Origin of the sequence: Akkermansia sp. JRP_AM1, from assembly GCF_049262625.1 — a bacterium.
In the GTDB taxonomy this organism is placed as follows: domain Bacteria; phylum Verrucomicrobiota; class Verrucomicrobiia; order Verrucomicrobiales; family Akkermansiaceae; genus Akkermansia; species Akkermansia massiliensis.
Map to the genome: position 1 here is coordinate 2517413 of NZ_CP118234.1, position 14281 is coordinate 2531693.

Here is a 14281-nt window from a genome sequence, read left to right on the forward strand (position 1 = left end):
GTCAATGCGCTTGTTTGGGGGTCATGAGGTCGTCCTCCGTGGTCCGGGCATGGCGGGAGAAAACGGCGCGGATGCCCGGGTTTTCCCCCAGCCCACGCAGGTGGGTCTTGACGGTGAAGCCCTCCTTCCTGAGCATGGAAGCCCAGGAATCCTCCTCATCCCCGCCCAGGTCGTTCTTGGCGTGGTCTCCGGCCACCAGCATGAAGGGGGCCAGCCAGACGGTCTTGGCGCCGGACTTTTTAAGCTGTTCCAGAATGGGGGCCACCCCCGCGTTCCTTCCACGGTGGCGAAAAACGCCAGGCTGTCGCGGTCGTTCAGCTCGCGGGCGAAGTCGGAAAGCACCATGTCGCAGCGTCCTTCCTGCTGGCCGTGCCCCATGAGCAGGATGGCTTCATCCTTCTTCCGTTCCGCGGGGAAATGCTCCAGAAGGGCCGTGATGGCCTCGTTCCTGTCCCGTTCGCTTTCCAGCAGGGGGCGGCCGATGAACACGTGGTCAAAGCTGTCCGGATGGCGCGCCAGGAAACTGACAATCTGCCTCTCCATCCGGGAAAACTCCTCGCCGGGGGCGATGTGAAGGGACTGGACGCGCAATGTGCGTATGCCTTTGCGGGCCATCTGTTCCAGATTTTCCTCCACGGAGGGAACGGGGGTTCCGCGTCCGGCAAGCTTCCTGCGGATAATGCTTGAAGTATAGCTCCACTTCAGGCGGTCCGGGGCATAATGGGCCAGCATGTCCTTCTCCAGCTCCTTGTAGGAGACGGTAGCGTCCTGGTGGCTGGTCCCGAAGGCCACGAGAAGAAGCCCTTCCTGCCGTGACGGCGCCGCCTGTTCCGCCGGGGCGGGGGACGCTTCCGCCCTGCATGGGGCGGCGGAAAGCACAGGCAGGGAAAACAGGGTGAGTCCTGCAAGAAAAACGGAGGAAAGGGGCAGGAATGCCCCCGGTACGTAAGAGGATGCTTCAATCATGCGTTGATAAGGTATGGTGAACCGGAGCAAGGATATTCGGACTCCGGGTCTCCAACCTCCCCCTCGCCTTCACCCTCCGGAATGGGAGGACTGGCTGACCGGAACGCTGGCGGAAAAGCGTTCCTTGAGGGTTTGTAACCCGATACCGCAGCGCGACTGTTTCCGGTTCTCACGGAATTCCCCGTTGCTTCGGCGTGTTTAATGGCGTTTTTAGCCGTCACTGTCAATGTTTATTAGAACGCCGCCGAATTTCCGGAGACTGGGAAAAAATGTGCGTGGACGGGTAAAAACCGCCTTTTGGCCGTTCCTGCGCCTGCTCTTGGAAAAAATGCAGGTTCCGGATGCGGAAGCGGTGGAAGACGGGGCATTCCGGGGTGCAGAAATCCCGGCGGAAAAGAGAGGGAGGAAGCGCCCCATTCCGTACCGTGCCGGGGCTTTCCAATCCGGTAGGCCGCAGGCCGGAGTTTGCTGCTTGCAGAAGGCGGGGCAGGTATGAGAACATGGAGCATGGCTTCTTCCCCGGATGTTGTAGAATATATCTGTTTCCAGCTCCGGCATGCCGGGGACATTTCCTTCAAAAAAATGTTTGGGGAATACGGCCTGTACTGTGACCGGAAATATTTCGGCCTGGTATGTGACAACCAATTATTTGTCAAAATCACGGAGCCGGGCCTGAAGCTGCTTCCGCAGCAGGAGCAGGGCAGTCCCTATCCCGGCGCCAGGCCGCATTTCCTGATGACGGAACTGGATGATGACCGGGCTCTCTCCTCCTTTGTCCGGGCAACCTGTTCCGTTCTCTCCGCTCCGGATGTCTTATCCGGGAAGAAGAAAAAAGCTTCCGGAGAAAAAGAAACAGGCGTCCGTAAACGCCTGTTTGTTCCGGATGAAATGCCGTTCGGCTGAAAGGCTTATTTATCTTCCGGAGCCTCTGGCACAGCCAGGGAAGAAAGGCTCTTTTTCAGATTGCCCGCAACGGTCTGCGTGGCTTCATTATCGGACTCCGCGAATTTGTCCACGGCCTGCGTCAGGGATTTGAGGTCGGATTCAGAAACCTTTCTCCCTTTCGCCTTGCGCTGTTCCAGGGCGGAAATCTTCTTGTTGAGGTCGGCCAGCTTCGGCAGGTCCTTGTTCGCCTTCAGAGTCGCCAGCGGTTCGTCGAACTCCTTGACGGAGGGGACCGCCGTCTTGAGGCGCGTGATGGCCGTCACCGCTTCCAGCGGGTTGGACTGGATCTGGGCCTGCACCATGTCCTTGGCGTCTCCCAGCCATTCGTCAAAAGCGGCGCAGACGGCCTGGGCCTCCTCGTCGTCCGTTTTCTTCCGCAGGGGCGTGATCTTGGACTCGATGTTGCTGCCGTTGGAAACGACCGTCTTGGCCAGGGATTTGTACTTGTCCAGCTCCACGCCTTCCAGGATGGGAAGGCCGCGTTCCACCTTCATCACCTCCTTTTTCACCAGGTCGTAAAGCTGGGTGGGATGCCCCTTGGCCACCACCTTTCCGTTGGCCCCGATCAGCACCGCATGCGGCAGGCCGCCCGGGCAGGAGGCCGCCGGAATATCCAGCCCCTGATAGACGGGGAAGGTAATCTTCTTTTCCTCCAGGAACTGCTTCACCCTGGGGGTCAGCCCCTGGCGGTGACTGCCAACCACGGTGAAACCCTTGGATTGGAATTTGTCCTGTAATTCCTGCAAATGCGGCATGCTGGCGATGCAGGGAGGGCAGTTGATGCCCCAGTATTCAAAAAACACCACCTTCCCCTTCAGGTCGGAAGCCTTGATTCTCGGCCCGTGGAGGTGGCTGCCTTCGTCAAAGGATGGGTAGGTGACTTTGGCGCCGTTCCCGTTGTCCGCCGCGTGGAGGAAAGCCGGGGCCGTCATGGCGGCAATGGAGCCGGACAGAATGAGGGCAGTAAAGGTTTTCATAGGATGAATGATGCAGAATCCCGCATTGAGTGTCAAGAAGGAAGCTCGCGCCCCGCGCTGCCTTCTCCGGTTGTTTCCTCGGCTGTCCCGCCTGTTCTGTTTCGACGGGCTGCGCACTTCCGGTCCGGGGAAGCCCGGCGGCCCGTTCCCATGGGAAAAACGCTTCAGGCAATATCCAGCCCCATGATGTAATCCGTCATGTAATAACCGTGGCCGATGTGGAAATCCCCGCGTTCCAGTTCCCGCATCCCCATGCGCCGGTAAAACTCCACCGCCCGGGTATTATAGCGGTTCACGTTCAGGCGCATCAGGCACGGTTCCGGGTGGATGCTCCTGATGTAGCTGACGGCCTGGCGGAACAGGTAGCTGCCGATGTGCAGCCCCTGGAAGCCGGGCAGAACATAAATTTTCTGCAAGTGGAAGACGCCGGGGCCTTCCGGCTGGACGGACAGGTAGCCGCAGTCCTCCCCCTGATGGGAGGCGATGAAATACACGTGCCCTTCCTCCATCTGCTTCTCCAGATTGGCGGGGGAATACATCCAGTCCATCATGAAATCCATCTGCTCCTGGGAAAGGAGGTCCCGGTAAGTGGCCGGAAAAGCCTGGAGGGCCAGTTCATGAATCAGCATGATGTCGTCCTTGGCGGCTTGGCGGAGTGTTGGCATGGCGGGAATATTACACGGAAAAGCCCCGGATGAAAAGGGCCTCTTCCACGTTCCCGGCGGAATTTTCCGTCCATGGCCCACTTTCCCCTCCCTATTCCGCCGGGGACGCCGTATGCTGGATGACACAGGCTTTTTTGACGGAAACCGGGGGGAAATCCTGTCTGTATTGTGAACCCTGCATGCATGCCAAATCATGAGAGAACCCATTCCCATACAACAATGGCTCCCCGCGGGGCCGCTGAGGGACATGGGTGAAAAATACGTGAGCGGCCTTCCGGACGTGGCGCAGAACCCCATCGGCCCGGAATCCCTCATGCACCAGTCCGACCACTCCTGGACGGAATACCTGGTGGCCTACTCCCTGCTGTATCCGTGGGTGGTGATCGCGCTGGGCCTCCTGGGCGGGCTGGCCCTGGGGGCCTACTACCTTTTTTGCCGCCGCCGGGAATACGACCACCGCATTTTCTGCTCCAAATGCGGCACCATGATGTACCCGTGCGGCCTGCACTGCCCCAAGTGCGGCACGTCCAATCCCAAACCCCGCGCCCTGAACTGGATTGGTTATTCCAGGCTGCGCACCGTGATTCCGTCCACCGGATGGAAAAGGCATGAGGAAGTCCTCCGCAGCTACCGGCGGTGCTTCTACTGCGGCCAGCCGCTCCATGAGCCTACGCTGAACCAGCGCTGCCCCGCCTGCGGAAAGGCGGTGCTCCAGGGGGAACAATCCGTGGACCAGTATGATGCGTATGTTGGGCGCCGCAGGGGCTGGACCTTTGCGGCCGTGGTCGTGCTGGGCATCATTCCCATCCTGGGGCCGCTGCTGGCCTCCTCCCTGTACAAGAGGACGCTCATCAACCCGTATTCCCTGTACATGACCGTATTCAGGGAAAGCTTCCTGATGGTGGTGCTCTTCCTGTGCCGCCATCTGTTCCGCCTGCTGCCGTTCATCGGAATCATCGGCATGCCCGTCCTCTGCGTGACGGAATACCACCTGTACCGGCGCATGTTCCTGTGGAAGACGGAGAAATATGACTTCGGCGAGAAGTAGGGGGGGCCTCCGGGCGGGAGCTTCTTCCCGGGGCGGCCTTTCCGGTGCATCCACGGGAAATGATGGGCTGCGGGATTGACTTGGAATCCGGGCCACGTACCTTTCCTCCATGCAGATGCGTTATGTCCTCTTGCCCTTCCTGGGAGCCCTTTGCCTGGCCCTGGCCGCCTGTTCCGTCACATACGGCAACAAATCCGTGGCGTCCCCGGAAGTATACGGCAGGCTGGCGCCGGGAAAATCCTCCAAGGCGGACGTTTACGACGCTCTGGGCCAGCCCTCCGACGTGGTGACCATGAAAAACGGCGTCTTGTGGACCTACCGCTACCACAAGGCTAAAAACGACTTCCTGGGCAATATTCCCCTCTTTGGCGTCGGCCTGATTGCCGGAGGGAAAAACGGGGACGTTTATACGGTGCTGGCCCTGTTTGACCGGCGGGGCGTGCTGGCCTCCCGTTCGGCGGCGCGGCAGAAGCTTTACACGTCCAACCTGGCTTCCCTGAAACGCTCCCTGGACGTCATGATGGAGGGCGAATCGTCACACCAGCGTGTGGAAATGGAGATGAAAAAGATAGGCCGCCCCTTTGACCCCTCTGCGGCCAAGGATGCGGACCTGCTGGAAAAGTCTCTTGATTAACGGCCTGCGGGCTTTCTCTTCCTTATTGTATCAAGTATGACAAGGAATCGTTTTTTTTCTAATGGACTAAACTTCCTGCATACAGTAAGTAGGCGGTGTTCCCCGAAGGGATACGGCAGGGATTCTTCCTGAATTCCTCCGCTCCCGGTGGAGCAAACCCTATAGAAAAATAGAATGAAAATGAAAAGAAAACTGGCATTGGTTCTGGCGAAGGCTTTCTCCGGAAAGTCCGTGCCGGAAAAGAAACGGGAAAAAGAGGTAAAGGCCTCCAGGAAACTGGAAGCATGGCTGAAGGCTTCCAGAATGCGGTCCTTCTAGAAAAGGCCTGCTGACGGAAAAGGCGGATTCGGGCGCTGGCCGCCCGGTTCGCGGGGAGGGACGGGGAGAAAAAAATTGAGTCTCCCTTTTTTCATCGTACCATAAAACGATGAAGCGCGTGAATGGGACGATGGGGACGGCTGGGTCCTTTGGGACGGAGAGGGAAGGGAGGACAGATGGATGACGGGCGTTTACTGCCTAAGGGAGGCGGCTACAGACGGCTTCTTTCATTCCGCAACGCCCAAATCATTTACGATTTGACGGTAGCTTTCTGCGACGCTACTTGAGTCGTGATGCGCGTACTACTGACCAGATGGTGCAGGCGGCGCGTTCCGGCAAGCAGAATATTGCGGAGGGGAGCATGGCTTCCGCCACTTCCCGTGAAACGGAAATCAAGCTGACCAATGTAGCCCGGGCCAGCTTGGAAGAGCTTCTGCTGGACTATGAAGATTATTTGCGTATGCGCGGGTTGAGGCTATGGGATAAGGATTCTCCCGAATCTCTGTTGATGCGGAAGGCCTCCCTGCGGCATGACCATTCGGAATGGTTTTTAAATCTGGCTCATTCCAGAAACGATGAAGTGTTCGCGAATATGGCGGTTTGTCTGATTTATCAGGCCGCTTTTCTCTTGAAAAAACAATTGAATGTACTGGAAGAACGGTTTTTGCAGGAGGGAGGCTTAAGGGAGAGAATGACCCGGCTGCGGAAGCAGAGGAGAAAGTCGGGAAGCTCGTAAAAGCAATTGTCTCACCGGTCTCATTCGTCCCAATGGTCCTCCCGGGCAATTTCCGGGCTGGGTTGCAGGTCAAAAGATATGTCTTCATGACAGTTGCGCCTTGACTACGGCGTTGGAATGTCCGTTCATCTGGGCAGACATGACCATACCCGGAATTCTTGAAGAAAAGTTGTCCGCCGCATTGAAAGCGGTGTTGGGGGAGGAGCTTCCCGCTGATTTTTGCGCTTCGGTGACGCCCTCCGCGGATTTGCGGTTCGGGGACTACCAGAGCAACGCCGCCATGGTGCTTGCCAAGCGGTGCCGCACGAATCCCCGCGCTCTGGCCCAGCAGGTGGTGGACCGGATGGGGCAGGACGGCGTCTGTTCCCTGGAAATCGCCGGACCCGGGTTCATCAACTTCCGCATCAAGCCGGAATTTTACGCCGCGCGCCTGCTGGCCATGCTGGCGGACGACCGTCTGGGGGTGGAGAAGGTGCAGGACCCCAAAACCATCGTCATTGACTTTTCCGCGCCCAACGTCGCCAAGCCCATGCATGTGGGCCACATCCGTTCCACCATCATCGGGGACGCCCTCTCCCGCGTGGCCCGCTTTGTGGGGCACAACGTGATTACGGACAACCACATCGGGGACTGGGGCACCCAGTTCGGCATGATCCTGTGGGGCTGGAAGAACATTCTGGACGAGCAGGCCCTGGCCGCCAACCCCATTGACGAACTGCTGCGGGTGTACAAGGACGTGAACCTGATGTGCAAGGAAAAGCCGGAACTGCTGGACACCTGCAAGGCGGAGCTGGTGAAGCTCCAGGCCGGGGACGGGGAAAACCTGGCGATCTGGAAGCGCTGCGTGGAAGTCTCCAAATCCGGCCTTTCCAAAATCTACGACCAGCTTGACATCCACTTTGACTACTGGCTGGGGGAAAGCTTTTACAACGACGCCCTGGCTCCGCTGGTGGACGGCATGATCGCCGCCGGAATGGCCCGGGAGAGCGACGGCGCCATCTGCGTGTTTTCCGACGGCTCCGTGCCGCCCAATGAAGACCCCTTCCTCGTGCAGGACAAGGGGGAATGGCGCGCCAACCCCTGCATCATCCGGAAGGCGGACGGCGGCTTCCTGTACGCCACGACGGACCTCGCGACGCTGGACCACCGCATCAGGACGTGGGGGGCGGATTCCATCTGGTACGTGGTGGGCGCACCGCAGGCCCTGCATTTCCGCCAGATATTCTCCGCCCAGCGCCGCCGCGGCATGGATGGGGATTACCGCCACATCGCGTTCGGCTCCATCCTGGGAGACGACCGCAAGCCGTTCAAGACGCGTTCCGGGGACACCGTTTCCCTCCAGGACGTGCTGGATGAAGCCATTGAACGCGCCGCCCGCGTAGTGGAGGAAAAAAGCCCGGACATGCCGGAGGAGGAAAAAAAGCGCGTGGCGGAAGTCGTGGGCATAGGAGCCGTAAAATTTGCGGAGCTCTCCCAGAACCGAATGACGGATTACGTCTTCAACTGGGACAAAATGCTGGCCCTCCAGGGGGACACGGCCCCGTACCTCCAGAACTCCTATGTGCGCGTCCGTTCCATCTTCCGCAAGCTGGACGGCAGCCCGCTGGACTGGTCCGCCCCCATTCAGCTTTCAGAAGATGCGGAAATCCACCTGGCCCGCCTCCTGGCCCGCTACGGGGAAGTGGTGCCCCAGGTGCTGGACGACTGCCGCCCGAACGTGCTGGCCGCCTACCTGTTTGACCTGGCCCGCGCCTTCCACTCCTTCTATGAGGCGTGCCCGGTCCTGAAATCGGAAGGGGCGGTGCGGCACTCCCGCCTGGCCCTGTGCGAGCTGACGGCCCGCACCCTCAAGCACGGGCTGGGCCTGCTGGGCATCCAGCTTCCGGACAGAATGTAACCGTTTCTTCCTTATGAACACCTCTTTCCGCCATGTCCTGCTGGCCGCCGCCATGGCGGGATTCTGTTCCGCTGCTGGAGGCGGGGAACACGGGTACTGGATGAGCAGCCCGTCCCTGAACGGCTGGCGGGAGGCCGTCTTCCGCGCCGGCGTTCCGGCACAGCCTGCCGTGCTGCCGCCCGGCGTGGAGCCGATGATGGTGGGCTCCTCCTCTCCTGCCGCGCAAATGCTGGTGCTGGAAGGAATGACGCATCTGCTCACCTTCGGGGACATGCGTGCTTTCCGGAAATTTGACGCCGCGCTCCGGCTGGACCCGGACTGCCTCATGGCCCACTGGGGCAGGTGCATGAGCCTGATGGGCGCCGGACCCGCTTTTCAGGACCAGCGCGTCCATTCCATGAAGCGCATGAAGGAGCTGGCGCTGCGTCCGGACTGTCCGGAACAGGAACGCGCCTATGCGGACGCCCTGGCCGTGCTGCTGATGAACGGGCCCGTGAAGGCGCAGGAAGCGTGGAAAACCATCTGCTCCACCTGGAAGCGCGACCCTTACGCACCCCTCTTTTACGCCATGCTCCTGCGGGACGGCTTTGACGGGCAGGGCAACCCCGGAGAGGGGCAGAAAGAGGCCGTCCGCGTGGTGGACGCCGTCCTGAAAGAACGCCCTGGCTCCCAGGCCGCCCTGTTCATGCGCGCCCTGCTGGAGGAAGTGGCTCCCGTCATTTCCCCGGAAACGGTGGAAACCGCCCGCAAGGCCGTGGCCGCCAACCCCTTCTCCGCGTCCGCCCATCATCTGCTGGGCCATTGCCTGTTCCGCACGGGGGACTATGAAGGGGCATGCGCCGCCTTCAAGGACTCTGAAAACCTGTGCCTGGCCTGGGAAAAGGCGGAAAACGTTCCCCCGCGCTGGATGACGCCTGGTTCCGCTCCATCCTTTACCGGGCCGTTTCCGAATTCTGCGCCGGACATTACAGGCAGGCGAACGCCGTCGCCGCCCGCGCCGCTTCCGTTCCCCTGGACAAAAAGCATCCGCTGGCCCCCGGCACCCTCCTGCAAATATGGGAGGCCAGGACACTGCCCGCGCGCCTGATGCTGGCCCGGCCTGACCTGCCCGCGCAGGCTCTTGTGCTCAAGGCTTCTCCGGGACCGCTGCCCAAGGGATTTCCGGACTTGAGCAACGGCATGGCGGCAGTGGTCACCCAATACATGGGCGCCTGTTATTCTGCCAGGCAGGGCAGGCCGGGCGCCGTGGCGTCCGCCTTTGACAAACTGTCCGGCGTTCTGCGCCTGCTCATGGACGGCGCGGACGCCGCCCGGCGGCAGATGAGCGTCTCCTACTGGGCTCGCTGCCTCCAGATGGGAAGCCTGTATTCCTCTGAAATCCGCTCCCTCATGTTCCCGGACTCCGCCAGCGTCTGGATGTCCGAGGCCATCGGGAGCCAGCGCTTCTCCTCCCTGCTGCTGCCCCCCGTGGTGCCGTACCCCGTGGAATGGAAGCTGGCCCGCGCCTATCTGAAGGCCGGGAAATACCGGGAATGCGCGGACATGTGCGAACAGGCGCTCAAACGCTTCCCGAACCATGCCGGAGTGCTGGACACGCTGAAACAAGCCCGCGCCGCCGGAAAATAATCCATCCTGCCATCCTGCCGTTTCTCATGGAACGGACTGGAGACTAGACGGGAAAGGGACTGGGATGAATAAAAACTTTGGAAAGGCGAACAACATGGATATTTACGAAAGACTGAAAAACGGAGAACCGATCAACACCAGGGAATTCAAGGAAATACTGTGGCCGGAAACGGTGAGAAGCCGCACGCTTTGCCAGAAAATCAATTCGCTCCCACCGTTTGACGGGGAAGTGCGGGCGCTCGTGAATGAACTCTTTGAGGGCAGGTTCCCCGAATCCTCCAACATCTCTCCCCCTTCCAGATTGACCGCGGACACTGCGTCTCGGTGGGCGAGCGCGTATTCATCAATGAAGGCCTGGACGTGATGGCCGCGGGAAGCGTCACGATAGAAGATGACGTGCTGATCGGGCCGCAGGTCTCCATACTGACGTCCAATCATGATGCCGGCAACTTGTTCATCTTGAAAAATAAGCCTGTAGTGATAAAAAAAGGGGCGTGGATCTGTTCCAGGGCGGTTCTCTGTCCCGGCGTCACGGTGGGTGAAGGGGCTATCGTAGGCGCCGGCTCCGTCGTAACGAAGGATGTCGGTCCGCATACCCTGGTAGGCGGGAACCCCGCAGCATTCATTAAAAATATTTAACAGGCAAACGCCGCTCCTCCGGATTCTCCTAAAACATGGTAAACTTCATCTTTTCATGGCCGCCGCAGGGAAGGCCGGAGCTCCCATGAACTCCTGTATTCCCGGAATAAGGCCATCTTCATTTTCAATAACAAATACATCAAGCAACATGAACCATCCCTATCTGGACCCCTCCTTCCTCGTTTCCTGGTCACGGCTCACGCCGGACGCCATCAAGCCGGACGTTATGGAAGCCATCGCCCGCGCCAGGGCGAACATCCAGGCCATCTGCGACCAGCCGCTGGACTCCCTGACCTATGAAAGCACCTTCGGCGCTCTGGAAAAAGCCTCTGAGGAACTGCACCTCGGCTGGGGCCGCATCATGCATCTGGACTCCGTCAATGACGAACCTGCCCAGCGGGAAGCCATCGGGGAAATGCTGCCGGAAGTGGTCGCCTTCTCCTCCTCCGTTCCGCTGAACCCGTGCCTGTGGACGGTCCTGAAAGCAGCCGCGGCCTGTGACTGGGTGAAAAACCTCTCCCCCGTCAGGCAGCGCTTCATTCAGGAAACGCTGGCGGACTTCCGTGAAAGCGGGGCGGACCTGCCGGACGAGGTAAAGCCGGAATATGCGGAAATAGAAGCCCGGCTCTCCCTGAAGACCAAGAAATTCGCGGAAAACGTGCTGGACTCCACCAACGCCTGGGAACTCATCGTGGAAAATGAAGCGGAACTCTCCGGCCTGCCGGACTCCGCGAAGGAAGCCGCCCGGCTGGACGCCCTGGCCAACGGCCACGGCACGGAAGAAGCCCCCCGCTGGCGTTTCACGCAGAAATTTACCTCCCTCCAGCCCGTCATGCAATTTGCGGACTCGGACGGACTGCGCCGTAAAATGTGGGAAGGCTCCTGCTCCATAGGGAAGGACGGGGAATATGACAACGAGGCCCTCATTGCGGAAATCCTGGAACTGCGGGATAAAAAGGCCCATCTGCTGGGGTATGGCTGCTTTGCGGACTACGCCACCTCCCGCCGCATGGCCGGGAGCGGAGCCAACGCCTTGAATTTTATTAATGACCTCCATGACAAGGTGAAGCCCTCCTTCCTGAAAGACATGGAAGCCGTACGGCGGTACAAGGAGGAAAAAACCGGAAAACCCGTGGAAAAGCTCTCCCCGTGGGAAACCGCCTACTGGTCTGAAAAACGCCGCCGCGAGCTCTACTCCTTTGACGAGGAAGATTTGCGCCCGTACTACTCTGTGGAAAAGGTGATGGACGGCCTCTTCTCCATCTACTCCGGCCTGTACGGCATCACGGTAACGCCGCGCCCCACGGTGGCGTTCAAGCCCGGTGAATCCGGGGAAGTGCCGGAAGGCGCGGTGGAAGTATGGCACCCGGACGTCCTGTTCTATGAACTGCATGATGCGGAAAGCGGGGAACATCTCGGTTCCTTTTATGCGGACTGGCATCCGCGGGACTCCAAGCGCGCCGGAGCGTGGATGAACTACCTCAGCGTGGGGGAACCCCCGCGCGGCGGCAAGCCCCGCGTGCCCCATCTGGGCCTCATGGTCGGCAACATGACCAAGCCCGTTGGGGACAAGCCCGCGCTGCTGTCCCACCGGGAGGTGGAAACCATCTTCCATGAATTCGGCCACCTGCTGCACCAGCTCCTCTCTGATGTGGAGGTGAAATCCCTGGCTGGCACCAACGTGGCCTGGGACTTTGTGGAACTGCCCTCCCAGATCAATGAAAACTGGTGCTGGGAGCGGGAATCCGTGGACCTCTTCGCCGCGCACTATGAAACGGGTGCAACAATCCCGGACGAACTGTTCTCCAAAATGCGCGCCGCCCGCAACTACATGAGCGGCACGGACTTCATGCGCCAGCTCTGCTTCGGCAAGCTGGACCTGGAGCTTCACGTGAACTGGCCGCAGTACAAGGGCGCTCCGCTGGAGGAAACGGATGAACGCATCCTGGCGGACTACCGGGTGCCCATGACCCACCGCGGTCCCTCCGTGGCGCGCCGCCTGACCCACATCTTCGCGGACCCCACGGGTTATGCCTCCGGCTACTACTCCTACAAATGGGCGGAAGTGCTGGAAGCGGACGCCTTCAGCCGCTTCCTGAAGGAAGGGGTGCTCAACCCGCAGACCGGGCGCGACTTCCGCCGCTGCATCCTCAGCAAGGGCAACAGCAAGCCTGCCGCGGAACTCTACCGCGACTTCATGGGCCGTGATCCGGACGCGGAAGCTCTGCTTGTCAAATCCGGCGTCCTTTAAATCAATCTCTAATATAACCCTCATGCCTGAACAAAAAAGACTCTCTCTCGCCGGCATCGGGTGCGGCTCCCGCACGCGCACCTACATGAAGCTGGCCATGGAACAAAAAGACCGCTACCGCATCGCCGCCGCGGCGGACCCCGTGAAGCAGCGCACGGAAGCCGTGCGTGACTTTGCCCCGGAGGAGGAGCGGGACTCCATCCGCCTGTTCAAGGACGCCGCCTCCCTGCTGGAGGAACCGCGCCTGGCGGACGTAGCCATCATCGGCACGCAGGACGACTACCACTACGCCCCGTGCAAAAAGGCCATGGAGCTGGGCTACCACGTCCTGCTGGAAAAACCCATCGCCAAGACGCTGAAGGAAGCGCTGGAACTGCGCGACCTGGCGCGCCAGCTGAAACGCCGCGTGGCCGTGTGCCACGTGCTGCGCTACACCCAGTTCTACCGCACCCTGAAAAAAATCATCGCCAGCGGGGAAATAGGGGACGTCATCACCTTCAACGCCAATGAAGGCGTGGGGGCGTGGCACTTCGCCCACTCCTTCGTGCGCGGCCACTGGGGCAACAGCAAAACCTCCACCCCCATGATCGTGGCCAAATGCTGCCATGACATGGACATCCTCTACTGGCTCATGGGGCGGCGCAAGTGCCTCTCCGTAGCCAGCTTCGGGGAGCTCACCTTCTTCACGAAAAAAACGCTCCTCCCCCCGGCCGGAACGCTGCACGGACTGGACCACCCCGGTGGGGGAAGACCCCTGGGACGCCCGCAAATACGCCACGGACGACGAATGCAAGCGCTGGCTGGGCATGGTTTACGACCGCGCGCAGGAAGCCACCGCAGAGGAAATCTGCGAATGGCTTGAAACCTCCCCGTGGGGCAGGGACTACCTCCAGTGCGACAACGACCAGCCGGACCACCAGGTTTCCATCATGCGCTTTGAAGGCGGCCTGACCGGCACCTTCACGATGACGGCCTTTGAACAGGGCCGCCATATTGAAGTATACGGCACCAAAGGCAAAATCCGCGCCGGAGCCTTCTACAAGGAAAACGGCCCCGGTGAAATCACCGTCACGCCCCACTTTGGCGGAAAAACCCGCGTGGTGGAGCTGGAGGAACTGGCTGGCGGCTACCAGGGCCACGGCGGCGGTGACTGGGGGCTGGTGGAAGCCCTTTACGATGACATGCTGACGGTTCCCTCTCCGGCGGACATGACCACCTCCATTGAAGAATCCGCCCACTCCCATGTCATGGCCTTTGCCACGGAACACGCCCGGCTGACCGGCCAGGTGGTGGACGTGGCCGAATTCGAGCGCCGGGTCATGAGAGGTGAACTGGACTACTGATCCGGTAGTTCAACACTTCAATTTCCAGAAAACGGACGGGAAACCGTCCGTTTTTTATTGCTGGTTCCGGATGTGGAACCGTAGATGGCTGCAACCATCTTCCTCCATGAAAAACGGAATAATTAATGGAATTCGTGGAAATGCAGAAAAAGAATATTTGGTCAAGTCTGGAAATCATAAATATTCCGGTTTTAAATGATAAAAAATAACTTATTGGTCAGGACAGGGTTATAAAA

The 14281-nt window shown here is 59.9% G+C and carries 13 protein-coding genes, 2 pseudogenes and 1 riboswitch; of the genes and pseudogenes, 11 read left to right on the top strand and 4 right to left on the bottom strand.

All coding sequences use genetic code 11. The features are described 5' to 3' along the window. Window position 1: 1 nt before the first annotated feature. Together PVA48_RS12065 and PVA48_RS12070 are read right to left on the bottom strand one after the other, a co-directional pair. The gene (locus PVA48_RS12065) at window positions 2-265 is read right to left on the bottom strand and encodes a sirohydrochlorin cobaltochelatase (protein ID WP_423231811.1); all 264 of its coding nucleotides are present in this window, start codon (window positions 263-265) and stop codon (window positions 2-4) included. Window positions 266-363: 98 nt separating this feature from the next. Continuing rightward, window positions 364-966, bottom strand: a pseudogene (locus tag PVA48_RS12070) (sirohydrochlorin cobaltochelatase); the annotation flags it as partial. Between the two features lie 12 nt (window positions 967-978). Further along, window positions 979-1205: riboswitch (cobalamin riboswitch) on the bottom strand. A 268-nt stretch (window positions 1206-1473) separates the two neighbouring features. Here PVA48_RS12070 and PVA48_RS12075 point away from each other — a divergent pair. Continuing rightward, window positions 1474-1869, top strand: a complete 396-nt coding sequence (locus PVA48_RS12075) for a TfoX/Sxy family protein (RefSeq protein ID WP_423231812.1) — start codon at window positions 1474-1476, stop codon at window positions 1867-1869. Window positions 1870-1874: 5 nt separating this feature from the next. On the opposite strand, the gene PVA48_RS12080 is transcribed toward PVA48_RS12075, so the two are convergent. Both PVA48_RS12080 and PVA48_RS12085 read right to left on the bottom strand, forming a co-directional pair. Further along, entirely contained in the window at window positions 1875-2888 is a 1014-nt protein-coding gene (locus PVA48_RS12080; RefSeq protein ID WP_102728068.1) for a TlpA disulfide reductase family protein, read from the bottom strand. Window positions 2889-3052: 164 nt separating this feature from the next. Beyond that, window positions 3053-3553: a GNAT family N-acetyltransferase gene (locus PVA48_RS12085; RefSeq protein WP_102721495.1), complete on the bottom strand. Its 501-nt coding sequence runs from the start codon at window positions 3551-3553 to the stop codon at window positions 3053-3055. Between the two features lie 193 nt (window positions 3554-3746). On the opposite strand from PVA48_RS12085, the gene PVA48_RS12090 reads away from it, so the two are divergent. From PVA48_RS12090 to PVA48_RS12135, 10 genes and pseudogenes are all read left to right on the top strand, one after another. After that, window positions 3747-4601, top strand: a complete 855-nt coding sequence (locus tag PVA48_RS12090; RefSeq protein ID WP_102728069.1) for a hypothetical protein — start codon at window positions 3747-3749, stop codon at window positions 4599-4601. Window positions 4602-4710: 109 nt separating this feature from the next. After that, window positions 4711-5235 (top strand): hypothetical protein, encoded by a 525-nt coding sequence (locus tag PVA48_RS12095; RefSeq protein WP_102728070.1) that lies wholly within the window; start codon window positions 4711-4713, stop codon window positions 5233-5235. Window positions 5236-5836: 601 nt separating this feature from the next. After that, window positions 5837-6289 (top strand): four helix bundle suffix domain-containing protein, encoded by a 453-nt coding sequence (locus PVA48_RS12100; protein ID WP_215451215.1) that lies wholly within the window; start codon window positions 5837-5839, stop codon window positions 6287-6289. Window positions 6290-6428: 139 nt separating this feature from the next. After that, window positions 6429-8186, top strand: coding sequence for an arginine--tRNA ligase (gene argS / locus PVA48_RS12105; RefSeq protein ID WP_102728238.1), 1758 nt, complete (start codon window positions 6429-6431; stop codon window positions 8184-8186). Window positions 8187-8199: 13 nt separating this feature from the next. Beyond that, window positions 8200-9273 (top strand): tetratricopeptide repeat protein, encoded by a 1074-nt coding sequence (locus PVA48_RS12110; RefSeq protein WP_423231813.1) that lies wholly within the window; start codon window positions 8200-8202, stop codon window positions 9271-9273. Next, window positions 9273-9812, top strand: coding sequence for a tetratricopeptide repeat protein (locus tag PVA48_RS12115; protein WP_423231814.1), 540 nt, complete (start codon window positions 9273-9275; stop codon window positions 9810-9812). Before PVA48_RS12110 ends, PVA48_RS12115 begins: the two co-directional genes overlap by 1 nt. Before the next feature lie 519 nt (window positions 9813-10331). Continuing rightward, window positions 10332-10439: pseudogene (locus PVA48_RS12120) on the top strand (acyltransferase); the annotation flags it as partial. A gap of 160 nt (window positions 10440-10599) precedes the next feature. Then, the gene (locus PVA48_RS12125; RefSeq protein WP_102728073.1) at window positions 10600-12702 is read left to right on the top strand and encodes a M3 family metallopeptidase; all 2103 of its coding nucleotides are present in this window, start codon (window positions 10600-10602) and stop codon (window positions 12700-12702) included. Window positions 12703-12724: 22 nt separating this feature from the next. Next, window positions 12725-13564 carry a Gfo/Idh/MocA family protein gene (locus PVA48_RS12130; protein WP_423231815.1) on the top strand — a complete coding sequence of 280 codons (840 nt, stop codon included), beginning with the start codon at window positions 12725-12727 and terminating at the stop codon, window positions 13562-13564. Next, complete coding sequence (locus PVA48_RS12135; protein ID WP_423231816.1) at window positions 13509-14045, top strand: hypothetical protein; 537 nt, start codon at window positions 13509-13511, stop codon at window positions 14043-14045. The genes PVA48_RS12130 and PVA48_RS12135 overlap by 56 nt, the downstream gene beginning before the upstream one ends. Window positions 14046-14281 lie beyond the last annotated feature (236 nt).

Bases quoted from the DNA above. Each gene is read 5' to 3' on its own strand.
- PVA48_RS12075 (WP_423231812.1), top strand. From the start codon at position 1,474: ATGGCTTCTTCCCCGGATGTTGTAGAATATATCTGTTTCCAGCTCCGG.
- PVA48_RS12080 (WP_102728068.1), bottom strand. From the start codon at position 2,888: ATGAAAACCTTTACTGCCCTCATTCTGTCCGGCTCCATTGCCGCCATG.
- PVA48_RS12085 (WP_102721495.1), bottom strand. From the start codon at position 3,553: ATGCCAACACTCCGCCAAGCCGCCAAGGACGACATCATGCTGATTCAT.
- PVA48_RS12090 (WP_102728069.1), top strand. From the start codon at position 3,747: ATGAGAGAACCCATTCCCATACAACAATGGCTCCCCGCGGGGCCGCTG.
- PVA48_RS12095 (WP_102728070.1), top strand. From the start codon at position 4,711: ATGCAGATGCGTTATGTCCTCTTGCCCTTCCTGGGAGCCCTTTGCCTG.
- argS (WP_102728238.1), top strand. From the start codon at position 6,429: ATGACCATACCCGGAATTCTTGAAGAAAAGTTGTCCGCCGCATTGAAA.
- PVA48_RS12110 (WP_423231813.1), top strand. From the start codon at position 8,200: ATGAACACCTCTTTCCGCCATGTCCTGCTGGCCGCCGCCATGGCGGGA.
- PVA48_RS12115 (WP_423231814.1), top strand. From the start codon at position 9,273: ATGCTGGCCCGGCCTGACCTGCCCGCGCAGGCTCTTGTGCTCAAGGCT.
- PVA48_RS12125 (WP_102728073.1), top strand. From the start codon at position 10,600: ATGAACCATCCCTATCTGGACCCCTCCTTCCTCGTTTCCTGGTCACGG.
- PVA48_RS12130 (WP_423231815.1), top strand. From the start codon at position 12,725: ATGCCTGAACAAAAAAGACTCTCTCTCGCCGGCATCGGGTGCGGCTCC.
- PVA48_RS12135 (WP_423231816.1), top strand. From the start codon at position 13,509: ATGGTTTACGACCGCGCGCAGGAAGCCACCGCAGAGGAAATCTGCGAA.